The organism is Arthrobacter sp. SD76 (assembly GCF_049726125.1).
GTDB lineage: Bacteria > Actinomycetota > Actinomycetes > Actinomycetales > Micrococcaceae > Arthrobacter > Arthrobacter nitrophenolicus.
Genome location: NZ_JBNBLR010000001.1, coordinates 3867740 through 3891250, shown reverse-complemented (window position 1 = coordinate 3891250; position 23511 = coordinate 3867740). Strand labels below are relative to the sequence as shown.

Annotated in this window: 21 protein-coding genes and 4 pseudogenes; 19 read left to right on the top strand and 6 right to left on the bottom strand. The window is 68.0% G+C overall.

What is annotated here, in order from left to right:
* Window positions 1–47: 47 nt before the first annotated feature.
* Window positions 48–632: a histidine phosphatase family protein gene (locus ACPEE0_RS18825; RefSeq protein WP_133349627.1), complete on the top strand. Its 585-nt coding sequence runs from the start codon at window positions 48–50 to the stop codon at window positions 630–632.
* A 34-nt stretch (window positions 633–666) separates the two neighbouring features.
* Here the strand turns inward: ACPEE0_RS18825 and ACPEE0_RS18820 are convergent, their stop codons facing one another.
* Window positions 667–1266 carry a hypothetical protein gene (locus ACPEE0_RS18820; protein WP_009358397.1) on the bottom strand — a complete coding sequence of 200 codons (600 nt, stop codon included), beginning with the start codon at window positions 1264–1266 and terminating at the stop codon, window positions 667–669.
* Between the two features lie 167 nt (window positions 1267–1433).
* Here ACPEE0_RS18820 and ACPEE0_RS18815 point away from each other — a divergent pair.
* Window positions 1434–3871: pseudogene (locus ACPEE0_RS18815) on the top strand (phosphoketolase family protein).
* Between the two features lie 6 nt (window positions 3872–3877).
* On the opposite strand, the gene ACPEE0_RS18810 reads toward ACPEE0_RS18815, so the two are convergent.
* Window positions 3878–4630, bottom strand: coding sequence for a DUF429 domain-containing protein (locus ACPEE0_RS18810; protein ID WP_424575047.1), 753 nt, complete (start codon window positions 4628–4630; stop codon window positions 3878–3880).
* Window positions 4631–4754: 124 nt separating this feature from the next.
* Between ACPEE0_RS18810 and ACPEE0_RS18805 the strand changes: the two genes are divergently transcribed.
* Complete coding sequence (locus tag ACPEE0_RS18805) at window positions 4755–5585, top strand: alpha/beta fold hydrolase (protein WP_424575046.1); 831 nt, start codon at window positions 4755–4757, stop codon at window positions 5583–5585.
* A gap of 9 nt (window positions 5586–5594) precedes the next feature.
* On the opposite strand, the gene ACPEE0_RS18800 is transcribed toward ACPEE0_RS18805, so the two are convergent.
* Complete coding sequence (locus tag ACPEE0_RS18800) at window positions 5595–6881, bottom strand: carboxylesterase family protein (RefSeq protein WP_424575045.1); 1287 nt, start codon at window positions 6879–6881, stop codon at window positions 5595–5597.
* A 152-nt stretch (window positions 6882–7033) separates the two neighbouring features.
* Window positions 7034–7522, bottom strand: coding sequence for an inorganic diphosphatase (locus tag ACPEE0_RS18795; protein ID WP_013599443.1), 489 nt, complete (start codon window positions 7520–7522; stop codon window positions 7034–7036).
* A 154-nt stretch (window positions 7523–7676) separates the two neighbouring features.
* Here ACPEE0_RS18795 and dacB point away from each other — a divergent pair.
* Window positions 7677–9196: pseudogene (dacB, locus tag ACPEE0_RS18790) on the top strand (D-alanyl-D-alanine carboxypeptidase/D-alanyl-D-alanine endopeptidase).
* A 10-nt stretch (window positions 9197–9206) separates the two neighbouring features.
* Here dacB and ACPEE0_RS18785 read toward each other — a convergent pair.
* A complete protein-coding gene (locus tag ACPEE0_RS18785) occupies window positions 9207–9413 on the bottom strand; it encodes a hypothetical protein (protein WP_407710374.1) in 207 nt (68 codons plus the stop codon).
* Window positions 9414–9729: 316 nt separating this feature from the next.
* Here ACPEE0_RS18785 and ACPEE0_RS18780 point away from each other — a divergent pair, with 316 nt between their 5' ends.
* The 14 genes and pseudogenes from ACPEE0_RS18780 to ACPEE0_RS18715 all read left to right on the top strand — a co-directional run bounded on the left by ACPEE0_RS18780 (window position 9730) and on the right by ACPEE0_RS18715 (window position 22412).
* Window positions 9730–10932, top strand: coding sequence for a zinc-dependent metalloprotease (locus tag ACPEE0_RS18780; RefSeq protein ID WP_424575044.1), 1203 nt, complete (start codon window positions 9730–9732; stop codon window positions 10930–10932).
* Between the two features lie 138 nt (window positions 10933–11070).
* Window positions 11071–12135 (top strand): tRNA lysidine(34) synthetase TilS, encoded by a 1065-nt coding sequence (gene tilS, locus ACPEE0_RS18775; protein ID WP_200859162.1) that lies wholly within the window; start codon window positions 11071–11073, stop codon window positions 12133–12135.
* Between the two features lie 30 nt (window positions 12136–12165).
* Entirely contained in the window at window positions 12166–12717 is a 552-nt protein-coding gene (gene hpt, locus ACPEE0_RS18770; RefSeq protein WP_009358389.1) for a hypoxanthine phosphoribosyltransferase, read from the top strand.
* A gap of 3 nt (window positions 12718–12720) precedes the next feature.
* On the top strand, window positions 12721–13200 hold the full coding sequence (locus ACPEE0_RS18765; protein ID WP_424575043.1) for a hypothetical protein: 480 nt from the start codon (window positions 12721–12723) through the stop codon (window positions 13198–13200).
* 80 nt (window positions 13201–13280) lie between these two features.
* Window positions 13281–15343, top strand: a pseudogene (gene ftsH / locus ACPEE0_RS18760) (ATP-dependent zinc metalloprotease FtsH).
* Between the two features lie 9 nt (window positions 15344–15352).
* Window positions 15353–15997, top strand: a complete 645-nt coding sequence (folE, locus tag ACPEE0_RS18755; RefSeq protein ID WP_009358386.1) for a GTP cyclohydrolase I FolE — start codon at window positions 15353–15355, stop codon at window positions 15995–15997.
* Window positions 15998–16008: 11 nt separating this feature from the next.
* Window positions 16009–16929, top strand: coding sequence for a dihydropteroate synthase (gene folP / locus ACPEE0_RS18750; RefSeq protein WP_009358385.1), 921 nt, complete (start codon window positions 16009–16011; stop codon window positions 16927–16929).
* A 14-nt stretch (window positions 16930–16943) separates the two neighbouring features.
* Window positions 16944–17375, top strand: coding sequence for a dihydroneopterin aldolase (folB, locus tag ACPEE0_RS18745; RefSeq protein ID WP_009358384.1), 432 nt, complete (start codon window positions 16944–16946; stop codon window positions 17373–17375).
* On the top strand, window positions 17372–17917 hold the full coding sequence (gene folK, locus ACPEE0_RS18740) for a 2-amino-4-hydroxy-6-hydroxymethyldihydropteridine diphosphokinase (protein ID WP_009358383.1): 546 nt from the start codon (window positions 17372–17374) through the stop codon (window positions 17915–17917). The genes folB and folK overlap by 4 nt, the downstream gene beginning before the upstream one ends.
* On the top strand, window positions 17914–18459 hold the full coding sequence (locus ACPEE0_RS18735) for a DUF3180 domain-containing protein (RefSeq protein WP_009358382.1): 546 nt from the start codon (window positions 17914–17916) through the stop codon (window positions 18457–18459). Before folK ends, ACPEE0_RS18735 begins: the two co-directional genes overlap by 4 nt.
* Window positions 18440–18952, top strand: coding sequence for a PH domain-containing protein (locus tag ACPEE0_RS18730; RefSeq protein ID WP_424575042.1), 513 nt, complete (start codon window positions 18440–18442; stop codon window positions 18950–18952). Before ACPEE0_RS18735 ends, ACPEE0_RS18730 begins: the two co-directional genes overlap by 20 nt.
* Window positions 18949–20591: pseudogene (locus ACPEE0_RS18725) on the top strand (PH domain-containing protein). Before ACPEE0_RS18730 ends, ACPEE0_RS18725 begins: the two are co-directional and overlap by 4 nt.
* Complete coding sequence (locus ACPEE0_RS18720) at window positions 20584–21477, top strand: Rossmann-like and DUF2520 domain-containing protein (protein ID WP_009358379.1); 894 nt, start codon at window positions 20584–20586, stop codon at window positions 21475–21477. The pseudogene ACPEE0_RS18725 and the gene ACPEE0_RS18720 overlap by 8 nt, the downstream one beginning before the upstream one ends.
* 2 nt (window positions 21478–21479) lie before the next feature.
* Window positions 21480–22412 (top strand): 4-phosphopantoate--beta-alanine ligase, encoded by a 933-nt coding sequence (locus tag ACPEE0_RS18715; RefSeq protein WP_424575041.1) that lies wholly within the window; start codon window positions 21480–21482, stop codon window positions 22410–22412.
* A 46-nt stretch (window positions 22413–22458) separates the two neighbouring features.
* Here the strand turns inward: ACPEE0_RS18715 and ACPEE0_RS18710 are convergent, their stop codons facing one another.
* Window positions 22459–22725 (bottom strand): hypothetical protein, encoded by a 267-nt coding sequence (locus ACPEE0_RS18710; protein ID WP_407710383.1) that lies wholly within the window; start codon window positions 22723–22725, stop codon window positions 22459–22461.
* A 130-nt stretch (window positions 22726–22855) separates the two neighbouring features.
* Here ACPEE0_RS18710 and ACPEE0_RS18705 point away from each other — a divergent pair, with 130 nt between their 5' ends.
* Window positions 22856–23482 carry a TetR/AcrR family transcriptional regulator gene (locus ACPEE0_RS18705; protein ID WP_009358376.1) on the top strand — a complete coding sequence of 209 codons (627 nt, stop codon included), beginning with the start codon at window positions 22856–22858 and terminating at the stop codon, window positions 23480–23482.
* Window positions 23483–23511: the final 29 nt, after the last annotated feature.

Here is a 23511-nt window from a genome sequence, read left to right as displayed (position 1 = left end):
GCTGCCTGGTCCTGACCCCGCCGCCAGCCAAGGCAGAATCAGGAACCATGACCCTTACGACGTTCGCCCTCGTCCGCCACGGCCAGACTGACTGGAACGCCGAGCGCCGGCTGCAGGGAGCCACTGACATTCCCCTGAACGACGTCGGCCGCGGCCAGGCGCGTGACGCCGTCGCCGTCCTCGCCCCGTACCAGTGGGACGCCATCGTTTCCTCGCCGCTGAGCCGTGCGGCCGAAACAGCAGACCTGATCGCCGAAGGCCTGGGCCTGGCAGTGGCCCGGCGCGTACCGGAACTGACCGAGCGCAGCTTCGGCCCGGCCGAGGGCATGCAGGCAGGGCCCGAGCTGGAGGCCCTGCGCGTCCCGGGCGGCTTCAAGGGCGCCGAGAGCGAGGACGAGGCAGCAACCCGCGGCCTCGCCGCGCTGGAAGCCCTCGCCGACGAGTTCCGCGGCCAGCGCCTCCTGGTGGTCACGCACGGCACGCTGCTCCGCGTCACCCTGAGCCGCGCCACCGGGCAGACCCTGACGAGCGTCAACAACGCCGTCCTCAACCTGGCGCACCACCACACCATCGACGGCTGGCAGCTTGAATACTTCAACGGGGAACCTGTGCTGGCGGCCACCTCAAGCTAAATACAGGCCCGACGGCGGCCGGCGGCTTTGCCGGTCAGCGCACCTCGAGGATCAGTCCCAGCAGCCGGGCCGCCGCCGGCCGTGCTGCGTGCTCCTCGTTCCACTGCGCCCGCGCCACCGCCTTGCTGACGGCCTGGGTGGTGATGCCCAGCTCCTGCGCCACGGCCTTCTGCTGCCCACGGACGCCGGGCGTCAGCAGGTCGAGCACCCGCCACTCGGCGCCGGACCTGTCGCGCACAATGTGGCCGAGCAGCCGGAGCACCGCCTCGGCGTCGTGCGCCACGTCAGCCAGCGGACCCTCCACCGCCACAGGAACGCGGTCCTTGCTGCTGCGCAGCCGGTCCACTGCCCGCCGCGCGTAGACCAGGCCGTGTCCGGAAGCATCCTTGATCTGGTTGGGCAGCGGCTCGTTCACCGGTCCCACCCCGATCCCCACATACCATAAGCCGCTGCGCAGGGCGATCAGCGCCGCATCCACCGCCTGGTGCGGGCAGTCGACGATGCCCTGGACCTCGTCCTCGACGGAGCGGTCAAAGTCCAGGCGCGCCGGAATATGCCGCAGGTCCTTGAGGAGCTGCGGAACCCGGTCCCCATCGCGCCGGCTGTCCGTTTGATTGATAGTCAGCGTGAACATTCTGGCTACACACTACCCGGTGGTAGGAATCCCGGAACTTCAGTGTTACGGCTGGTCAAGCCGTAAGACGGACCCGATCCTGCCGCCAGCAGTTGCCTCGGCCCGGCCCATCTGTTGCGATGGAGTGACGGCTGCCGGAAGGCGGCGGACGCGACGTGAGGATGGCTATGACCGGCAGCATGGGGCAGGACGAGGCAATGCACGACGACGCAGTGCAGCACGACGCAGGGCAGGAAGAACTCGAGCTGGTGGACCGCTGGTGGCGTGCGGCCAACTACCTTTCCGTTGGCCAGATCTACCTCCGCTCCAACCCGCTGCTGCGTGAACCGCTCACGGCGGAGCACACCAAGTCCAGGCTGCTGGGGCACTGGGGGACCACCCCCGGACTCAACTTCGTCTACGCCCACCTGAACCGCGTGATCCGCCGCGACTCCACCGAGATGCTCTTTGTGGCCGGACCCGGCCATGGTGGTCCCGCCGTCGTCGCCAATGCCTGGCTGGAAGGCACATACTCGGAGATCTACGCCCACGTGGGCAACGACGCCGAGGGCATGGCGGAGCTCTTCCGCCAGTTCTCCTACCCGGGCGGCATCCCCAGCCATGCCGCGCCGGAGAGCCCCGGCTCCATCAGCGAGGGCGGTGAACTCGGCTACTCGCTGGCCCACGCCTACGGCTCGGTGTTCGACAACCCCCAGCTGGTCACCGCCGTGGTCATTGGCGACGGCGAGGCCGAAACCGGGCCGCTGGCCGCCAGCTGGCACTCCCACAACTTCCTGGACCCGGCAGCGGACGGTGCCGTGCTGCCCATCCTGCACCTCAACGGCTACAAGATTGCCAACCCCACCGTCCTGGCACGGATGCCGGAGCAGCAGCTGGAACAGCTGCTGCGCGGCTACGGCCACGAACCCTATTTCGTCACTGTGGACGACCCCGACGCCTTCGAAAAAGCGCACCGTGACTTCGCCGAAGCGCTGGACCGCTGCATGGCGGAGATCCGCGCCATCCAGGACGCCTACAAGGCCCCCGCAGAAAATCCCGAAAACAGGGATACTGCGGACCGGGCAGCACCCCGCTGGCCCATGATCGTGCTGCGCTCGCCGAAGGGCTGGACCGGGCCGCGGAGCGTTGACGGGAAGCAGGTGGAGGGCACGTGGCGCAGCCACCAGGTCCCGCTCTCGGAGGTGCGGACCAACGGGGACCACCTGCGGCAGCTTGAGGAGTGGCTGAAGTCCTACCGCCCCGAGGAGCTGTTCGACGGCGACGGCCGGCTCCGCCCCGACGTCGCCGAGGGGGCGCCCACCGGGAACTTCAGGATGAGCGCCACACCCCACGCAAACGGCGGCCTGCTCCGGCGTGCGCTGAAACTGCCAGAGTACCGGGACCACGCGGTGGAAGTTCCGGCCCCCGGCACGGAGCGGGTGAGTCCCATGATCACGTTGGGTTCATGGATGCGGGACGTCATCTCCCTGAACATGGAAAACTTCCGGCTCTTCGGCCCGGACGAGACGGCGTCAAACCGGCTGCAGAACGTCTACGAGGTCACGGACAAGGTGTGGCAGTACCGGATCGACGACGTCGACGAGCACCTCGCCCGGTCCGGCCGGGTCATGGAGGTCCTGAGTGAGCACCTGTGCCAGGGCTGGCTCGAGGGTTACCTGCTGACCGGACGGCACGGGGTGTTCAGCTGCTACGAGGCGTTCATCCACATAGTCGACTCCATGTTCAACCAACACGCCAAATGGCTGAAGGTCCACCGCAAGCTGCCGTGGCGCCAACCGGTGGCTTCACTGAACTACCTGCTGTCCTCGCACGTCTGGCAGCAGGATCACAACGGCTTCTCGCACCAGGATCCCGGGTTCATCGACCATGCGGTGAACAAAAAAGCCGAGGTGATCCGGGTGTACCTGCCGCCGGACGCGAACACCCTGCTGTCCGTCATGGAGGGCTGCCTGGCGTCCACGGACTACGTGAACATCGTGGTCAGCGGCAAGCAGCCGTCCCCACCTGGCTGGGACCCGCCGATGCCGCCCACCATTGCCGGCGCGGGCTGGGAATCTGGGGGTTCGCCGGGTCCGAAGTCCCCGGTGAGGAGCCGGACGTGGTCCTCGCCTGCGCGGGCGACGTCCCCACCGTGGAAACCGTGGTCGCGGCGGAACTGCTCCGCGATGGCGTACCCGGGCTGAAGGTCCGGGTAGTCAATGTGGTGGACCTGATGCGGCTGCAGGACGAGAGCGAGCACCCGCACGGGCTACCGTCACGGGATTTTGACGGGATCTTCACCACGGACAAGCCGATTATTTTCGCCTACCACGGCTACCCGGCGCTGATCCACCGGCTCACCTACCGCCGCACCAACCAGGAAGGCATGCACGTGCGCGGGTATAAGGAGGAGGGAACCACCACAACGCCCTTCGACATGGCCATGCTGAACGGCATCGACCGTTTCCAGCTGGCGATCGATGCGATTGACCGCGTTCCGGGGCTGGCCGAGAAGCACTCGCTCCTGCGGCAGGACCTCCAGGACCGGCGCATGCGGGCGAGGGACCACACCAGGCAGCACGGTGAAGACCTGGAGGAGATCAGGGACTGGAAGCTGGGGAGCTGACCCGTTTTAGTCCGCCAACTCGTCCAGCGGGCAGGACGGCAGGTGGATCCACCCCTCCGTCAGCGCGGCGGCGGCCTGGGTTTCGCCGGGCAGGAGCGTGCGACGGCGCGCCACGGCGCGGGCGGTCAGCGAAGCGACGACGGCGTCGAAGAGGTCGTCCGATCCGGCCAGTTCGTCCCCGTACCCGGCCAGGTCCAGCCAGGGCGCCTGGCTTCGCAGGGCGTCCAGCAGCACCCCGAGCCGTTCCGCCTCGGGGATTCCGCGTCCCTTGTAGCCGCGCCCGTTGAGCCCCCAGATCTTCAGCGAAGCTGCGGGATAGACCTCCGCCAGCCGGCCGGAGCCGTCCCTTGCCTGCGGTCCGTGAATCGCCGCGATTTTTGCCTGGATCACGGCGCAGCGCATGGCCGGATGGGCCAGCCGGTCCGCGGAGACGCTCAGCGGGATGAGGCCCGTGCGTGCGGTGACGAACTGGTCCGTGTCGCGGTAGGCCAGGAGGCGCCGCCCGGCTATGCCGTCGTGCGCCAGGACCGGTCCGGCGTCGAACGCTGCGTGCCCGGTGAGGAACGGGACCAACGCGTCCGGCCAGCCCACGGGACAGTCGACGCCCGCCATGTCGCAGGTGCCGAACAGGTCCACGATCGCTTGGTCGTCTACATCGAGCGCAAGGTGCACCAGTTTCGCTGCGCCACCGTCCCACTCGATGACTGCCACCGCAGTCTTCTTCGTGGCCGCAGCCAGGTCCACGCCGAGCGTCTTCACGTGACCAGACTCTACCTCCGGCTGGTCCGGCCGGCGCCGGACACCACGTGACTCCCTGCCCGTGTTCTGCAACTCTGGTGCGTGGTGGGCTGCCCGGCCGACCCTGCGTGAAAGGACCATCCCCGTGCCATGGCTTGACGTACTCGGCAACGACATCCACTACACGGACTCCGGCCGCGGCCGCCCTGTGGTGCTGCTTCACGGCCATGCCTCGGGGGCAGCATGCTGGGAGCCGATCATCAGCGAACTGCAACAGGGCTTCCGCGTCCTGGCCTATGACACCTACGACCATGGATGGTCCTCCAACTCCCCGCGGCAGGGGCCGCTGGTGGACAGGGTTGCCGAGCTGGACGCTTTCATCACCGCCCTCGGCCTTGAGCGGCCGGTCATCGTGGGCCAGTCAATGGGCGGCATGACGGCACTCCGCTGGGCCATCCGCCACCCCCACGGTGCTGCTGCGCTGGTGGTGTGCGGGATGGGCTGGCCGCTGGTGGTGCCGCCTCCCGGACAGGCCGGCCAGCCGGAAAAATTCGAGGTGTTCAGTTCACTGGACGATGACGAGCGGATCTGGCTGGGCGTCGGAAACTCTTTCACGGAGCAGTGGGTCGCCGACAACCCGCGCGACTATGCCCGCTACATCCGGATCCGTTCCACTGCCACCGCCATCGAGGCCGCCCGGCATCCCCGCAGCCTCGAGGAAAGCCAGGGGGAGTTCCTCAGCGCCGACCCGGCCGACGTCGAGTGGTTCCAGCAGGGCCTGGAATCAGTAGCCAGTCCGCTGCTGGTGATGATCGGGGACCAGGAAAGGCCGCGGATCCGGCGCGGTGCCGAGCATGTTGCCGCAACAGTGCCCGGCGCCCGGCTCCTGGTGGTCGAGGATGCCGGGCACAACGCCTACTTCCAGCGCCAGGACATCCTGGTGGAGGCCATCAAAAACATTGCCGGCGCGGCCTGAACTCCTGGATTAGGCGGCGTGGTAGGTGAGCGTCCCCGGGATTCCGCCTGCGTCACCCAGCGCATCACCGCGGGCGAAGCCTGCCCACAGCGCCCGCACCTGCCTGCCTACCGCGTCCACCTCGTCCCAGCCGGCCCCCGCGATCAGGCCCACGCCCTCCCAGGTGCTGCGTGTACCGAAAAGCAGCGGAAGGTCGATGGTGTGGGCAGCGCCAAAAATGTTGCCCGGGGCGTGCCAGTGCAGAATGTAGCGGTGTGCACGGCCGCCGGCACGCGCATGGCGGCGGGCAAACCTCCGGGCCGCCCTGCCGTACACGGTTTCGGTGACCACCCGGTCCACAGCGCGCACCGCCGCGGCTCCCACCACGGGAACGCCCTGCACCCGCATCAACAGCCGGTTCCGTGGCAGGAACAGCCGTGCTTCTTCGGAAGTATGCCCAATCAGCACGTCGATGCCCGGGGCGGAGCGGTTCCAGGCGGCCTCGATGTCCTCTTCTTCGGGCAGCGGCGCGTGACCGTACTGGGTACCGAAGGGCATCGCCGCCAGCATCCCAAACCTGCGGGCCACCTGGGCAACGTGCGCTTCCCGCTCCACCACCTCCATGGCCGGAGTGTCCTCGGTGACCGCATCAGCCGCGATGCCCATGGCGTGGTTCATCTTCGCGCGGCCCCGGGCAATGCCCAGCGGTGCGCTCTGGATGATGGCCCGTTGAAAGAGCGACGGCGCTTCCGGCGTCGCCATGAGGTGGGCGATGGCATCACCACCGGCGGACTGGCCGAAGGCGGTCACCCGGCCGGGGTCGCCGCCGAAGGCAGCGATATTCCGCCGCACCCACCTGAACGCTTCCAGCTGGTCCAGCAAACCAAGGTTTCCGGGCCGGCCGTTGTGCGTGGCCAGGAATCCGAACAGCCCCAGCCGGTAGGTCACGGAAACCACCACCACACGGTTTTCGGCCACCAGCACGGCAGGATCGAAGATCGCGAGATCGCCCGACCCGGTGGTGTAGGAGCCGCCGTGGATCCACACCATGACGGGCAGGCGTTCATCGGCGGCGGCATCCCCGGGCATGGTGATTGACAGGTTCTGGCAGTCCTCGCTGCCGGGAAGTTCGCCGTACCGGGTGCCCAGGACGTCGTCGAGGAAGGGAACCGGGCCCTGCGGGCACGCTGGCGCCAGTGAGGTGGCGGAGAAGGGCTCCGTCCAGTCCGGAACCGGGACGGGCGGCTGGAACCTGGCGGCGGTGGCGTAGGGGATACCGGTGGCGCGGAGGACGTCCCCGTCACGCCAGCCGAGCACGGGGCCGCAGGGGGACTGAAGGTAGCCTCGGAAATCACAGGTCCACGATTCCACATGTTCAAGATGGCGGGGCAACAAAAATCCCCGCCTCCTGGACCATTCCCCCTTGCATGATGGGGGATCTGTCCAGCAGACGGGGATCTGTGGCGAACTTAGTGGCCGGTGGGCACGTAGCGCTTGATGGACGCTTCCAGCTCTGCCTCGGCGGCGGCGCGGTCGCCCCAGCCCTCGGCCTTGACCCACTTGCCCGGCTCCAGGTCCTTGTAGCGGGTGAAGAAGTGCTCGATTTCCTTGATCAGGAACTCGTTGACGTCGCTGACTTCCTGGATGTGGTCGAAGCGGGCGTCCACCGGAACGCACAGGATCTTGGCGTCTCCGCCGCCGTCGTCGGTCATGTTGAAGACGCCGATGGGGCGGGACTCCACGATGACGCCGGGGTGCAGGTCGAAGTCCTGCAGGAGCACCAGGGCGTCCAGGGGATCGCCGTCCTCGCCGAGGGTGTTTTCGAAGTACCCGTAGTGCGTGGGGTACTGCATGGCGGTAAAGAGGACGCGGTCCAGGCGGACGCGGCCGGTCTCGTGGTCAACTTCGTACTTGACGCGCGATCCCTTGGGGATCTCGATGGTCACGTCGTGCTTCATGGAATGCTCCTCGGCAATTGCAGGGGGTGCGCGGCACACTTGACGGGCCCAAAAAAGGAGTGTCCGTGCCGCCGACTACACTTGAGGATATAGCGAGAGGCCCTGGAATCAGGAACTTGTGGGGAAATTTCAGGACTTGAGGACCAGCACCAGCATGACCAAAACAACCGGCACGGATCCGTGGCCTGACCGCATCCGCCGGGGCGTCATGAGCGGCAGGGAGAGGGCGCGCCGCACCTGGCCGCAGGCCGCGCTCCTCGCACTCCTGGTGGTGCTGGCCATCCCCGCCGTACTGCTCGTAGCCCCCGGATTCCTAGGCCCGGAGCCGCCCGCCCCGCCGCCTGCCGCTCCGGAATGGCAGCAGGCCCCCACGACTCTTTCCCCGCAACAAGGCCTTCGCGCTTTGGACGCATCCGCAGCAGTCCCGTCCCGGGAATCGCTCACCGCGCAAGTGGACCCCCTGTTAAAGGCCGACGGCGGCGGCGGGTTCACGGGCATCGTCCAGGATGCGCTTACGGGCCAGGTCCTCTTCGACAGGGGTGCCTCCGAAGGCCGGGTGCCGGCGTCGAACATGAAGCTGCTGACGGCGCTTGCCGCGCTGCGCACCCTGGGCCCGGAGCATCGATTCAGCACAACCGTGACTTCCGGCCCGGCCGCGGGCCAGGTGGTTCTCACGGGCGGCGGGGACGTCCTCCTGGGCCCCGGGGAATCCGACGCGGAACGGGTGCTGGGCCACGCCGGCCTTGCCACCCTGGCGGCCCGGACCGTGGAGGCGCTGCAGGCGCGTGGAACAACCGGCGAAGTCAAAGTCCTGGTGGACGATTCCCTCTTTACCGGGCCTGCCCTCAACCCCGCCTGGCAGGAGGGCGATGTTGCCGCCGGCGAGGTGGCGCCGCTCTATCCGCTGGCACTGAATTCGGCACGTTTCGATCCTGCCGTCACCACCGGACCGCGCCCGCAGGATTCCGCCATCACCGCCGCCCAAGAGTTCGCGGCCCGGTTGCGGGAAGCGGGCGCGGCTGCGGGACTCACCGTGGCGGCCGGCATCGAACGTTCACCCGGGGCGGCCCAAGGCGGGGTGGACGGCGGGTCTGGCGCGGCCCCTGCCGTCCTGGCGGAAGTGGAATCGGCCACGGTGGCGCAGCAGGTCGACCTGATGCTGCGGGATTCGGACAACTACCTGGCCGAGGCACTGGGCCGGCTGGCTGCCGTTGCCACCGGCCAGCCCGGCAGCAATGACGGCGCCACGGCGGCTGTCCGGGCCCAGGTGGCAGAGGCCGGGATCCCGGCGGACTCCATGAAACTTGTTGATGTGTGCGGGCTTGCCATGGGCAACAGGTCTCCGCCCGCCAGTTCGCCGAGGTGGTGCGTGCCATGACGGCCGGTACCGACGGCAGGCTGCGGGAAGCACTGGACGGGTTCCCTGTGGCCGGCCTGACCGGCACCCTGGACACCCGATACGGGGAAGGCACCACCGCGGGCGGCGCGGGGTTGGTACGGGCCAAAACCGGCACGCTGAACACCGTGCTGGCGCTGAGCGGCTATGTGGTGGATGCGGATGGCCGCCTCCTGGTGTTCTCCTTCATCGGCAACGGACTCACGCCCGGCGCCGCCGGCAACAAGGTGGCACTGGACAGGGCGGCCACGGCCCTCGCCGCCTGCGGCTGCCGCTAGGACTCTGCCGCTAGGCCTCGCGGCGGACCGGTTCCGTTGCCGCAAGCTGCGGCGCCACGCTGGCGGACACCACGCCCGACGGCGGTGCCGCCTCCGCTGCCACGGCGGCAGGGGCAGCGGTACCCAGCAAGGCGGCCATGACGACGGCGGCAACCACCGATGTCCAGCCCTTGCGCGGACCGGCGGTCAGGGGAGCAATGGGGCGGTAGGGAATCATGGTTACCTCCTGGGGACATGGGCTCAGCGGATATAAGCGGCCGCGGACCGCATAACCGGCGCGGGCGAGCGCCGGTTATGCGGGCCAGCGCCGGTTATGCGGACCGGCCGTTCGTGCGGACCGGGCCACCGGCTTGATAGCAACAACATTGCCGGGTCCTCTTAGGCAAGGGCTTTCGGGATCCTGTGCGCGGACTGTGTGAAGCGGACTGTGTGAAGCGGACTGCGTGAATCCGCGCCGGCAGGGACGCCCCGTGTGGTTCGCCGGTCAGCGAACTTAAGGACGATCCCCGGCCTGCTGTGTTCTGATGGGACCTATGGAGTCCACTGCACGCGAGTCCGCATCGACCCTGCCCACATCGGACGGGTCGGAAGCCCTGTCCACGAACGGGCAGTCCACCAGTGCGCAGCCGAACGCTGCCCAGCCAGTCTCTGCCCAGTCCCTGATCAACTGGGACCTGGCCGCCTCAACCGCGGCGCGGCTGGCTCCTGCCGGGCCGGTCCTGAACCAGGCGGAAATCGCGGAAGCCGTGGACAGCCTGCGCCGACTCGCCGACGCCTCCGTATCCCACGTCCACGAAATCACCGGGCTCGAAGCCGCGCGGGACCTGCGGGACTCCACAGTTCTCGTGGTGGACAGGGCATCCTGGGCGAAGGCCAACACCCAGAGCTTCGCCGTGATGCTGAAGCCCGTCATGGAGAAGATGCTTGAAAGCCGCCGCGGAACCTTGAGTCCTGCGGCAGCCAGCGTCAGCGGCGCCATCACCGGAAGCCAGTTGGGCGCCGTCCTTGCCTTCCTGTCGAGCAAGGTGCTCGGCCAGTACGATCCCTTCGCAGCGATGGCCGAAGGGTCGAACGCGCCGTCGGGCGGCAGGCTCCTGCTGGTTGCGCCCAACATCGTGTCCGTGGAGCGCGAGCTTAACGTCACGCCGGAGGACTTCCGTCTTTGGGTGTGCCTGCACGAGCAGACCCACCGCGTTCAGTTCGCCGCTGCCCCCTGGCTGCGGCACCACATGCTGCAGCAGATCGACGAACTCAGCGGGCACCTGCTGGGCAACGTCGACTCGCTGATGGAGCGGGCCACGGCGGCCGCCCGCTCGCTGAAGGACCGCACGGCCACCGGCACCACCCCCGGCCGGGGCGCCATCCTGGACCTGCTGCAGGACCCGGAGGAAAAGGCCGCCATCTCGCACCTCACGGCCGTGATGAGCCTGCTGGAGGGGCACGCGAACGTGGTGATGGACGCCGTCGACGCCAGCATTGTGCCGTCCGTGAAGACCATCCGGCAGCGCTTCAACGACCGCGGCAAGGACCGCGGCGTGATCGAGAAGTTCATCCGCAGCCTCCTGGGACTCGATGCCAAGATGCGCCAGTACTCCGATGGCGCCCGGTTTGTCCGCGCCGTGGTGGACGTTGCCGGGATGGAAGGGTTCAACCGGGTCTGGGAGTCGGTGGACCACCTGCCCGCCGAGCCTGAGATCCACGACGCCAAGCTGTGGCTTGAGCGGATGGGACTGTAATTGCCGGAGGCTGAAGTTGTTCCTGCGGCTGCCGCTCCCGCAAGCGTCCCCGGCAGGACCATCAGCACAGGCAGGACCACCAGCACAGGACGACGGCGGCCCGGCAGGCTGGCGCCCGTCGTCGGCACCGCGCGCAAGATGTTGGGCGACGCCCTGGCGCAGGCCGGGTATCCCCGCCACGTCCTGGTGGCCTGCAGCGGCGGGCCGGACTCGCTGGCGCTCGCCGCCGTCGCAGCCTATTTCGCACGCCGCGGGCACGTTGAGGGCCACCCGGTGACGGTGGGTGCGGTGGTGGTGGACCACCAGCTCCAGGAAGGTTCCGGCCACGTGGCCGCACGCACGGCAGCGGCGCTGACGGACCTTGGACTGTCACCGGTGGAGATCCGCGCCGTGACCGTGGCGGGCGCGGGCATGGGCCCGGAGGCCGCGGCCCGGGAAGCGCGGCACGAAGCCCTGGAAGCGGCGGCTGCCGGCCAGGGCGCTGACGCAATCCTGCTCGGGCATACGCTCGATGACCAGGCCGAACAGGTATTGCTGGGGCTTGCCCGCGGCTCGGGAACCCGTTCCCTCGCCGGCATGCGGCCTGCCCGCCGGGGCCAGGGAAACAGCGTCCTGCTGCGGCCGTTCCTGGGCCTCCGGCGCGCGGATACCGAGGAGATCTGCGCCGTGGAGGAACTGGAGCCCTGGCACGATCCCACCAACGCTGACCCGTCCTTCGCCAGGTCCCGCACCCGGGTGGAGGTCCTCCCGCACCTTGAGGAGAAGCTGGGTCCGGGCGTTGCCGAATCCCTGGCCCGGACGGCAGCCATCCTGCAGCTCGACGCCGACTACCTCGAGGATGTGGCCGAAAGCACCTACGCCGCCCTGGCCGAGCGGACCGGTCCCGACGTCGCCCTCCCCGAGGAGGCGTTGCGCGCCTTGGCCCCCGCCATCCGGTTCCGCGTGATCGCCAAGGCAGCGGCCGACGTCGGCGGGCAACAGCCCAGCTACCAGCGGCTCCTTGCGGCGGAGGCGCTGCTGCGGCGGCAGGGCTCCGCGGGTCCCGTCCAGCTTCCTGGCGGAGTAGGCGTGTACCGGTTGTCGCTGGCTGAACTGGAAAGCGCCCCGGACGATGCCGGGCCGGATCAGCCCGGATCCGTTCCCCGTGGAGGGCCGCGCTGTGGGAAGCTAGTGTTCCGGCATCAAAAGCCGCCCACAAAATAGTCGCACCCCGCATCTACACAGGAGCCATTGGTGGATTCAAACGACGTCCAGGCAGACCTCAAGCACGTTCTCTACACCAAGGAACAGATCCAGCAGCGGATCACCGAACTCGCAGCCCAGATCGACAAGGACTACGAGGGACGCGAAATCCTCATCGTGGGCGTGCTCAAGGGCGCTGTCATGGTCATGGCCGACCTGGCCCGGGCGCTGCACAGCCACATCTCGATGGACTGGATGGCTGTCTCCTCCTACGGCTCCGGCACGCAGTCCTCCGGCGTGGTGCGCATCCTCAAGGACCTCGATACGGACCTGATGGGCAAGGACGTGCTGATCGTCGAGGACATCATCGACTCCGGCCTGACCCTGTCCTGGCTGAAGACCAACCTGGAATCGCGCGGCACCGCGTCCGTGGAAATCTGCACCGCGTTCCGCAAGCCCACCGCCGCCAAGGTGGAAATCGACGTCAAGTACGTGGGCTTCGACATCCCCAACGAGTTCGTGGTGGGCTACGGCCTGGACTACGCCGAGAAGTACCGCAACCTGGACTTCGTGGGCACGCTGGCCCCGCACGTATACGAGTAAGCCATGGAACTCGGCGCTTTTTCGGTAGGCCTCGCCGTGGAGGACCTTGCGGCGTCCATGGAGTTCTACGGGAAACTGGGCTTCACGCAGTACGCCGGGGATCCGGCCCAGAACTGGGTGATCATGAAGAACGGCCACGCGAACATCGGGCTGTTCCAGGGGATGCTTGAGAAAAACGTGCTGATCTTCAACCCCGGCTGGAACCAGGACGCCGAAGCGCTCGGGTCGTTCACGGATGTCCGTGAACTCCAGCGGCAGCTGAAGGCCCAGGCGCCAGGTTCGACGCCGAGGCGGACGAGGCAACAACGGGCCCCGCAAGCGCGATCCTGGCAGATCCGGACGGCAACCCCGTCTACCTGGACCAGCACGTGTAGGTGCCGCGTGTGTACCCAGCAGTCCCCGGGCCAGCCCCGGCGCCCGTACGCCTACAGGGAACTTTTGCTTTTCACCATGCGTGATCTACTCCGGACGGTGTATAGCTAGAAGCTGACGCAGCACCATCACGCGCGCAAACTACTCGCCGTGCAGCACTACCAGAAGGGACGGGGCCAGCCCCCGAACAGATGAAAGCTAAGAACTTTTTCAAGGGCCCGGGCATCTGGATCGTCGTCGTGGTCGGTCTGCTCCTGGTGGCTTTTGCGACGCTGGCTCCCGGCGGTGCGGCACGGATCGACACCGACAAGGGCCTTGAACTGCTCGCCGGCGACCAGGTGGAGCAGGCAAAGATCTTCGACGGCGAAAACCGGGTTGACCTGACGCTGCGGGACAACCTGAACCTGGACGGCCAGGACAAGGGCAAGAGCGTCCAGTTCTTCTTCGTGGACGCCCGCGCGGAAGACGTGGTTAAAGCTGTCACCGATGCCCGTCCGGCCCAGGGTTACACGGACCAGCCCATCGAGAGCAACTGGTTCTCCGGCCTGCTGTCCCTCCTGATCCCCGTCATCCTCCTTGGCGCACTCTTCTGGTTCCTCATGACCCGTATGCAGGGCGGCGGCTCCAAGATCATGCAGTTCGGCAAGTCCAAGGCCAAGATGGTCAGCAAGGACATGCCGCAGGTGACCTTCGCGGACGTCGCCGGCTCCGACGAGGCCGTCGAGGAACTGCAGGAAATCAAGGAATTCCTGCAGGAACCCGCCAATTCCAGGCCGTCGGTGCCAAGATTCCCAAGGGCGTACTCCTCTACGGCCCTCCGGGCACCGGTAAGACCCTCCTGGCCCGCGCCGTCGCCGGCGAGGCCGGCGTCCCCTTCTTCTCCATCTCCGGTTCCGACTTCGTGGAAATGTTCGTCGGTGTGGGTGCCTCCCGCGTCCGCGACCTCTTCGAGCAGGCCAAGGCCAACTCCCCGGCCATCATCTTCGTTGACGAGATCGACGCCGTCGGCCGCCACCGCGGTGCCGGCATCGGCGGCGGCAACGACGAACGCGAACAGACCCTGAACCAGCTGCTGGTTGAGATGGACGGCTTCGACGTCAAGACCAACGTGATCCTCATCGCCGCCACCAACCGTCCCGACGTGCTGGACCCCGCGCTGCTCCGTCCGGGCCGCTTCGACCGCCAGATCGGCGTGGATGCCCCGGACCTGATCGGCCGCGACCAGATCCTGCAGGTACACGCCAAGGGCAAGCCGATGGCCCCCGGCGTCGACCTCAAGGCAGTCGCCAAGAAGACCCCCGGCTACACGGGCGCGGACCTTGCCAACGTGCTCAACGAGGCCGCGCTGCTCACGGCCCGCTCCAACGCCAACCTGATTGATGACCGTGCGCTGGACGAGGCCATCGACCGCGTCATGGCCGGCCCGCAGAAGCGCAGCCGGGTCATGAAGGAACACGAACGCAAGATCACCGCGTACCACGAAGGCGGCCACGCCCTGGTGGCGGCCGCGCTGCGCAACTCCGCGCCGGTCACCAAGATCACCATCCTGCCCCGCGGCCGCGCCCTCGGCTACACCATGGTGGTCCCGGAGAACGACAAGTACTCCGTAACCCGCAACGAACTCCTGGACCAGATGGCCTACGCCATGGGTGGCCGCGTGGCCGAGGAGATCGTCTTCCACGACCCGTCCACCGGCGCATCGAACGACATCGAGAAGGCCACCGGCACCGCCCGCAAGATGGTCACCGAATACGGCATGAGCGAGCGCGTGGGCGCCGTCCGCCTCGGACAGGGCGGTGGCGAGCCGTTCCTGGGCCGCGACGCCGGGCACGAGCGCAACTACTCGGACCAGATCGCTTATGTGGTGGACGAGGAAGTGCGCCGCCTGATCGACCAGGCCCACGACGAGGCCTACGCCATCCTCACCGAGAACCGCGACGTCCTGGACCGCCTGGCCCTCGAACTGCTGGAACGCGAAACGCTGAACCAGGCCGAGATTGCCGACATCTTCCGTGACGTCCGCAAGCGCGACTTCCGCGAGGTGTGGCTGTCCAAGGAGACCCGGCCGGTGCAGATGGCCGGGCCCGTGGAAACGCCGCGGGAACGGGCCGAACGCGAGGCGCAGGAGGAAGCCAAGCAGGCCCGCCTGGACGAGCCGCTGGACGCCCAGCCCCCGCATCCGCAGGGCGTCCCGGAGGATGCACCGTTCAAGGGCGGGGTCACGGACTCGGGGCCTGACGCCCTTCGCGGCTAAGCTTTCTTCGTGACTTCCTTCGACGACGACGACGTTCCCGCTTCCGCCGACACCCTGGCGGAGGATGGTTCCTCCCATTCCAAGCACCAGAAAGTGGACCGGCCAAGGATCGAGGCGGCCGTCCGCGAAATCCTGCTGGCCATCGGCGAGGACCCCGACCGCAGCGGCCTGGTCGACACCCCGAAACGGGTGGCCAAGGCGTACGCGGAAGTGTTCGCCGGGCTGCACCATGACCCGGCGGACGTCCTGTCCACCACCTTCGACCTGGACCACGAGGAACTGGTCCTGGTCAAGGACATCCCCTTCTACTCCACCTGCGAGCACCACCTGGTGCCGTTCCACGGAATGGCCCACGTTGGTTACATCCCCTCGCATGACGGAAAAATCACCGGGCTGAGCAAGCTGGCCCGGCTGGTGGATATCTACGCCCGCCGCCCCCAGGTACAGGAGCGGCTCACCACTGAGATCGTCGAAGCACTGGTCCGCCACCTCAACCCGCGTGGCGCCATCGTTGTTGTCGAATGCGAGCACATGTGCATGTCAATGCGCGGTATCCGCAAGCCCGGAGCGAAGACCGTCACCAGCGCGGTCCGCGGGCAGCTTCATGACCCGGCCACCCGTGCCGAAGCCATGAGCCTCATCCTCGGAAGGTAACCAAACAGACCATGGACTCACTAGCTGCAGCCCCGGGAACCGGGCCCGCAACCTCGCCGCTGCCCATCCTGCGCAAACCGCGCCCGGCAGCGCGCTTCGAAGACCTTCCCACCGACCGCACCCTGGTCATGGGAATCCTGAATGTCACGCCCGATTCCTTCAGCGACGGCGGCAAGCATGCCACCGCGGACAGCGCCATCGCCGCCGGCCTGCGTATGTTTTACGCCGGAGCGGACATCATCGACGTCGGGGGCGAATCCACCCGCCCGGGCGCTGAGGACGTCAGCCCGGAAGAAGAGCAGCGCCGCGTCATTCCCGTCATCGAGGCCCTGGTCAAGGCGGGGGCGCTGGTCAGCATCGACACCACCCACGCCTCCACCGCTGCTGCCGCAGTGGCCGCCGGCGCGGCGATCATCAACGACATCTCCGGCCTCAGCATCGAACCTGAGATGGCCGAACTCGTGGCCGCTTCCAAGGTCCCGTACATCCTCACCCACCGCCGCGGCGACGCCCGGACCATGAATTCCCTAGCGGAATACACGGATGTGGCCGGGGAAGTGGTGGCCGAACTCGCCGGCGTGCGGGACAAGCTCTACGCCGCGGGCGTCAGCCAGGAGCAGATCATCATCGATCCAGGCCTCGGCTTCGCGAAGAACGACGCGCAGAACTGGGAGCTCCTGCAGAACCTGGACCAGCTGGACAGCCTGGGCCACAAGGTCCTGGTAGGTGCTTCCCGCAAGCGGTTCCTGGGAACCCTGCTGACCGTGGCCGGCAAGTCTGCCTCTCCTGAGGAGCGCGACTCCGCCACCGCCGCGATCACCGCCATCTGCGCCTACCGCGGCGCCTGGGCGGTCCGCGTGCACGACGTCGGCGCCAGCCTGGACGCCGTCAAGGTCGCCGCCCGCCTCGCGGCCGCCTCCACAACGACGTAAGGGCCGGGGGACCCATGGACAGGATTACGCTGACCGGTGTGACCGCCGTCGGCCATCACGGCGTTTTTGATTTCGAACGCCGCGACGGCCAGCCTTTTGTCGTGGACGCAGTCCTGTACCTGGACTTCGCCAAGGCGGCGGAATCCGACGACGTCGCCGACACAGCGCACTACGGCGAGGTTGCGCAGCGTATTACCGAATGGGTCTCGGGTGAACCGCTGAATCTGATCGAAGCCCTGGCTGTCAGGATTGCCGACAGCCTGCTGGCGGAATTCCCACTCCGGGCGGTGGACATCACCGTGCACAAGCCGCAGGCACCCATCGAGGTGCCCTTCGGCGATGTGGCAGTCTCTGTCCACCGCGAGAAGCCCGTGCACCGGGAACAGCCGGCCCGGCGGGAACGGTCCGCGCACGGGGAGAGGCCCGTGGAGGGGGATACGGCGTGAATGCCGGCTATGCCAAGGTGGTGCTGGCCCTTGGCAGCAACCTGGGGGAGCGGAACGACACGTTGTCCGAAGCGGTGGGGGACCTCGTTGACCCGCCGGAAGTACGGCTCCTGGACGTGTCCCCGATCGTCCAGACCAAAGCGGTGGGTGGCCCGCCAGGCCAGCCCGACTTCCTGAACATGGTCATCACGGTGGAAACCAGCCTTTCCCCGCTCGAGCTGCTGGCACACTGCCATGCGGTGGAGAACAAGCACCACCGGGTACGGGAGGTGCGCTGGGGACCGCGGACGCTCGACGTCGACATCATCACCTACGGGGACCTCCGCAGCGACAACCCCGTGCTCACGCTGCCGCATCCCCGGGCCGCCAGCCGGGCCTTCGTCCTGTACCCCTGGTCCCTGATTGAACCCGCCGCAACGCTGGAGGGTGAACGCATCAGCGCGTTGGCTGCCCGGGCTGACGACTTCGAAGACCTGGCGCCGTTCGACGGCTTCGGGGATTTCGACGGTATGCCCACGGCCGGGGCGGTGGAGGAACGATGAAGCCCATCAGCCCGCTGCGCCTCCTGGTCATCGGCGTCATCCTGGCCGTTGCCGGCTGGTCGGCCACAGTGGTCACCAGCCGGTACAGCATGGCCACTCCGGTCCTGCCTGCCACCGCCCTCGCCACCATGGGCGTGATCGTGGCCATCACCCTCATCCTGGGGATCCGCGTCCTGCGGTGGCGCAACAGCCTCAAGGACAGCACCAAAAAGAAGACCGTGCTGGATCCGCTCCTGGCCGCCCGCACCCTGGTCCTCGCCCAGGCATGCGCCTACGCAGGCACCGTACTCCTGGGCTGGCACGTGGGCATTTTCCTGGACCAGCTGCGCATCTGGAGCCTCCGCAGCGACCAGGGCATCACCTGGCTGGCCCTGGCCATGGCCGGCGGCGGACTGGTGATGATCGTGGTGGGCCTGCTGGTGGAGCGCTTCTGCCGGATCCCGCCGGAGGACGGCGACACCAAGGGCGTGGACGGCAAGCCCGGCCGCGCGGTCCGCGGGGAGGCCGCAGGGGAAGGCGAATATGCATACCGGGGCGATTGATCCGCCGGGCATCGTCTGGCAGCGGGTCTCGCCCAAGTACGTCACGGTCCGCCTGGTGGAGTCGGCCCTGGGCAACGTGGTTGCCGTACTGCTGCTGTCCCTGCCCCTGGTGTTCGTGCTCCTGGGCTGGTGGATCTGGCCGCCGCTTTGGCTGGCCGTCGCCGTTCCCGCCGGGATGCTCGTGGTTGCTGTCTGGCGGCTGGTGCTGATCCCGCGCCAGGTCCGCGCCATTGGCTATGCAGAACGGGACGACGACCTCCTGATCCGCACCGGAATCTTCTTCCAGCGCACTATGGCCGTTCCGTACGGCCGGATGCAGTACGTGGACATCGGGGTGGGGCCGGTGGAACGCGGGCTTGGCCTGTGCACGCTCAAGCTGCATACCGCGTCGCCCGGAACCAACGCCAGGATCCCGGGCCTGCCCGCAGCCGAAGGCGCCCGGCTCCGTGAACAGCTGGCAGCCCGGGGCGAAGCCAGGCTGGCAGGGCTGTGACCGCTGACGGGCGGATCCCCGGCCCGGGCGGGCCTGCAAACGCGCCCCTGCCGGCCGCCTCCCCGCCGCCCGCTGCAGGCCAGTTGGCGCCCGACGGCGAGTGGTTGCGCGTGCACCCAGCCTCGCCGTTCGTCCGGGGCTGGCTGGCGCTGGTGGCGATCGGTTTCTTCTTCGGCCGCGACATTTTCGAGCGGTCGCTCCAGGGCCGGCCCGTGTTCGAGGAAGGGCTGGCAGGCCGGGCGCCGTTCCTGCTGGCCGGCGGCGGGACCGTGCTGCTGCTCACCGTGCTGGGTTTCGTCCTCACCTGGTACTTCACCAAGTACCAGGTATCCGGCGGCTACGTCAGGGTCAACACCGGCTTCCTGTTCCGCCAGCAGCGGCAGGCGAGGCTGGACCGGGTGCAGGCCATCGACATCGTGCAGCCGCTGCTCGCCCGGATCTTCGGCCTGGCCGAACTGAGGTTCGAGGTGGCCGACGCCGGGGAGTCAGCCGTGCGCCTGGCCTACCTGAAGATCGACGAGGCCCGGCAGCTCCGCGCCACCATCCTCGCCCGGGCCGCAGGTGTGGACCTCGGCCCGGAAGGGGCGGGGGAGGCCGCGCCCGAGGCGCCGGAACTCCCGGTGCTTGCGGTGCCGCCGTCGCGCCTTGTCGGTTCGCTGCTGCTCAGTGAGCAAAGCTTTTTCGTGGCCCTGGGCGCCGTGGTGTCCGTGGTCCTGTCCGCCGTCACGGACAACCAGGGTTCTACCTGTACCTGATTCCGGCGGCTCTGGGCCTCGCGGCGAGCTACTGGAACCTGTTCAACAAGGGCTACAACTTCACTGCCGCCATCTCGCCGGACGGCATCCGGCTCCGGTACGGGCTGCTGGACACGCAGGCGCAGACGCTCCCGCCCGGCCGGATCCAGGCCCTGAAGATCACCCAGCCGCCGCTGTGGCGGCCGTTCGGCTGGTACCGGATGCAGGTCAACGTTGCCGGCTACGGCCTGGCGGAGAACGCGGGGGAGGGGACATCGCGCACCACGCTCCTGCCCGTGGGGAAGCTCGAGGACGTCATGGGCATGCTCGCGCTGGTGCTGCCGGATCCCGGCACGGACCAGCCGGCTGCTGTTTTTGGTGCCGGCCTCACCGGACTGGATTCCGAGGGCGGCTTCGTCACCACGCCGCGGCGCGCACGGCTTCTTGCCCCGCTGGGCTGGCGCCGGAACGGTTTCACGGCCACCGGCACTGCCCTGCTCATCCGCTCCGGCCGGTGGTGGCGGGAACTTGTGGTGGTGCCGCACCAGCGAACCCAGTCCATGGCGCTGCACCAGGGACCTCTGGCGCGCCGGTTCGGTGTTGCCGACCTGGTCCTGCACACCACGGCGGGCCCGGTCACTCCCCGGCTGGCCCAGGCGGACAGCCACGAGGCACTCGCGCTGTTCGACGCCCAGTCAGCCAGGGCCAGGCTCGCCAGGAAGCGGCAAACCACAGAACAATGGCTCCGGCAGGTGGCACCGGCAGGGATTGAACCGCAGCCGGGTGCTGTTGAACCGGCGCCGGGTGCAGTTGAACCAGCACCGGCCGCAGCTGAACCGGGGCCGGTGGTCCAGCCCGCGGAAAGCCCTGCCCACGATCAACAGGAAGGCCGCCAGCATGGCTAAGCCCGGACGCCTCGGCGTCGGAATCATTGGTGCAGGGAAAGTGGGGGCGGTCCTTGGCGCCGCCTTGCGCGCAGCGGAACATGCGGTCGTCGGGGTGTCTGCGGTGTCTGATGCAAGCCGTGAGCGGGCTGAATCGCTGCTTCCCGGCGTTCCGGTCCTGCAGGTGCAGGACATCGTGGAGCGCGCGGAACTGGTGCTGCTCGCGGTGCCGGACGATGCCTTGCCGGATCTCGTAGACGGGCTGGCCACCCTGGGTGCGTGGCAGCCGGGCCAGCTGGTGGCACATACGTCGGGCCGGTTCGGGGTGGGCGTCCTGCATCCCGTGCGTGCCGCGGGTGCGGTTCCGCTGGCACTGCATCCGGCCATGACCTTCACCGGGATGAGCCTTGACCTTACCCGGCTGCTCGACTGCACCTTCGGGGTCACCGCGGACGCGGCCATGCTTCCGATTGCCCAAGCGCTGGTGGTGGAGATGGGGGCGGAACCGGTGGTTATCGCCGAGGCAGACCGCACGCTCTACCATGCAGCGCTGGCGCACGGGTCAAACCACCTGGTAACCCTAGTGGCGCAGGCCTCCCAGCTGCTGGGCGAGGTGGGCGTGGAGCAGCCCGAGCGCATGCTTGGCCCGCTGCTGCGCGCCACCCTGGAAAACGCACTGGCCTCGGGCGAATCTGCCCTGACCGGACCGGTGGCGCGGGGCGACGTCGGAACGGTGAGAGCGCACGCGGAAGCTTTGCGCGAGTACGACGGTGGCGGGCAGGGCGACGTGCTGGAGGCCTACCTGGCGATGGCACGGGCCACGGCGCGGCGGGCCGAAGGGCGCGGACTGTTGAAACCCGATCAGCTGGACGGGCTGCGGCACGCCCTGGAACAGAGGGAGGACTGACGATGCCCATCAAGCTCGTGACCACAGTGGCGGAACTGCACGCCGAGAGTGCCCGGCTCCTGGCCGCCAAGCAGGGCGTGTCCCAGGCCCTGGTGCCCACCATGGGCGCGCTTCACGAGGGCCATGCCGCCCTGGCGCGTGCCGCCGTCGCGCAGAACGATGTGGTGGTGGCCAGCATCTTCGTCAACCCGCTGCAGTTCGGCGATGCAGTGGACCTGGACCGCTATCCGCGCACGCTGGACGCGGATCTTGCGCTGCTGGACGCGGAAGGCGTGGACCTGGCTTTCGCGCCTTCGGTGGAGGAGGTCTATCCCGGCGGGGAACCGCTGGTGCGGATCACGTCCGGACGGCTGGGGGAGAAGTGGGAGGGCGCCTCCCGCCCCGGGCACTTCGACGGCGCCCTCACCGTGGTGGCCAAGCTGCTGCACTACGGCATCCCTGCCGCGGGGCTCCCCGGTTCCGGTCCGGCAGTAGCCGATGCTGCCGGGACCCGGCTCCCGGCCTACAGCGCATACTTCGGGCAGAAGGACGCCCAGCAGCTGGCGCTGGTGCGGCGCATGGTGGCTGACCTGAACTTCCCGGTGGAGATTGTGGGGGTTCCCACCGTCCGGTCGGCGGAAGGCCTCGCGCTGTCCAGCCGTAACCGTTTCCTGTCGGACGACGAGCGGGAGGCGGCGCTGGTGCTGTCCCGGGCGCTGCGCCTGCTGGAGGCGCGGGCCGACGCGCGGGAGCCGCTGGACCTGGAGTCGGCCGTGGACCTGGTGAAGTCCCAACCGCTGGTGGAGCTGGACTACTTCGATGTGGTGGATCCCGCCACCCTGGAGCCGCTTGCCGAGAACTGCCGCGAGACCCCGTTCCGTGGTGAGGCGCTGGCACTCATCGCCGCAAAAGTGGGTCCGGTACGCCTGATCGACAACGCGCCACTGAATTCGTGACCGGCATCCCTGGATCCGCGACGCGGCGCAGGGGCCTTTCCGCCGGCTACAGTCCGGGGTGCTCGCGGTTTGTCATGAGCTGTTCGAGGAGTGCCCGCTCGGGGCGGCCGGGGTTCCGGGCCACGCACCGTCGTAGCCTCGCGCGGGAGAGCTCTTCTCCGGGGTCCTTGCTGCAGAGCAGTTCATCGATGATTTCCTGTGCCTGCCATCGGAGGGATTCGATGGCGAACTGCCTGATCTCGGCAGGGGTATCGCCGGCCATCCAGGGGTCGGGATCCGAAGGCACGCTTTGGAACAACCGCTCTGCTGACATAGGGGCCTCCTTGCACCAATCCGAAGTGGCCGGTGTGGCTGGCCTCCACGGTGTCCGTAGCACTGCGCGTAGGAAAAACATTACAGCGGGAAAGACCGGTCTGTCTTCCCCACGATAGACTGGAATTGCGATGAATCCCGAGGCAGAATTCACACCGCCTGCCGCCCCTCCGGCGGCAGATGCGGCGATCAGTCCTGCCGGCTCCGTGGAGAAAATCCTGACGGTCGCCTATGACCTCTTCTCCAGGCGGGGTGTCCGCGATGTGGGGGTCAACGAGCTGATCGAGAAGTCGGGCGTGGCCAAGGCGACGTTCTACCGGCATTTCCCGTCAAAGGATTCCCTGGTCCTGGCCTTCCTTGAGCAGCGTGACAAAGAGTGGACCGTCAAGGCCATTGTTTCCGAGGCCCGCCGCCGCGGCAGCACTCCCGAAGAGCAGCTGCTGGCCATCTTCGACGTTTTTGGGGACTGGTTCCTTCGGGAAGATTTTGAGGCCTGCTCCTTCATCAACGTCCTGCTGGAGATGGGGCCGGCCCACCCGCTGGGCCAGGCCAGCATCGACTACCTGGCGAAGATCCGGGGCCATGTGCAGGTGCTGGCGGAGGAAGCCGGGCTAGTCCGTCCGGAGGAGTTTTCCCGGTCCTGGCACATCCTCATGAAGGGGTCCATCATTTCCGCTACCGAGGGTGACATGAAAGCCAACAAGCGCGCGCAGCAGATGGCGGGCTGGCTGATTGAGCACCACCGGCCCGGTTCCTGATTCGCTAACCGTCGTACCGCAGGTTTGCG

Coding starts and splice junctions, on each gene's coding strand:
- ACPEE0_RS18825 (WP_133349627.1), top strand. CDS start 48: ATGACCCTTACGACGTTCGCCCTCGTCCGCCACGGCCAGACTGACTGG.
- ACPEE0_RS18820 (WP_009358397.1), bottom strand. CDS start 1,266: ATGTTCACGCTGACTATCAATCAAACGGACAGCCGGCGCGATGGGGAC.
- ACPEE0_RS18765 (WP_424575043.1), top strand. CDS start 12,721: ATGGAACTCGGCGCTTTTTCGGTAGGCCTCGCCGTGGAGGACCTTGCG.
- ACPEE0_RS18795 (WP_013599443.1), bottom strand. CDS start 7,522: ATGAAGCACGACGTGACCATCGAGATCCCCAAGGGATCGCGCGTCAAG.
- ACPEE0_RS18720 (WP_009358379.1), top strand. CDS start 20,584: ATGGCTAAGCCCGGACGCCTCGGCGTCGGAATCATTGGTGCAGGGAAA.
- ACPEE0_RS18715 (WP_424575041.1), top strand. CDS start 21,480: ATGCCCATCAAGCTCGTGACCACAGTGGCGGAACTGCACGCCGAGAGT.
- ACPEE0_RS18780 (WP_424575044.1), top strand. CDS start 9,730: ATGGAGTCCACTGCACGCGAGTCCGCATCGACCCTGCCCACATCGGAC.
- folP (WP_009358385.1), top strand. CDS start 16,009: ATGGACTCACTAGCTGCAGCCCCGGGAACCGGGCCCGCAACCTCGCCG.
- ACPEE0_RS18710 (WP_407710383.1), bottom strand. CDS start 22,725: ATGTCAGCAGAGCGGTTGTTCCAAAGCGTGCCTTCGGATCCCGACCCC.
- tilS (WP_200859162.1), top strand. CDS start 11,071: ATGTTGGGCGACGCCCTGGCGCAGGCCGGGTATCCCCGCCACGTCCTG.
- ACPEE0_RS18730 (WP_424575042.1), top strand. CDS start 18,440: ATGCATACCGGGGCGATTGATCCGCCGGGCATCGTCTGGCAGCGGGTC.
- ACPEE0_RS18735 (WP_009358382.1), top strand. CDS start 17,914: ATGAAGCCCATCAGCCCGCTGCGCCTCCTGGTCATCGGCGTCATCCTG.
- ACPEE0_RS18705 (WP_009358376.1), top strand. CDS start 22,856: ATGAATCCCGAGGCAGAATTCACACCGCCTGCCGCCCCTCCGGCGGCA.
- folB (WP_009358384.1), top strand. CDS start 16,944: ATGGACAGGATTACGCTGACCGGTGTGACCGCCGTCGGCCATCACGGC.
- ACPEE0_RS18785 (WP_407710374.1), bottom strand. CDS start 9,413: ATGATTCCCTACCGCCCCATTGCTCCCCTGACCGCCGGTCCGCGCAAG.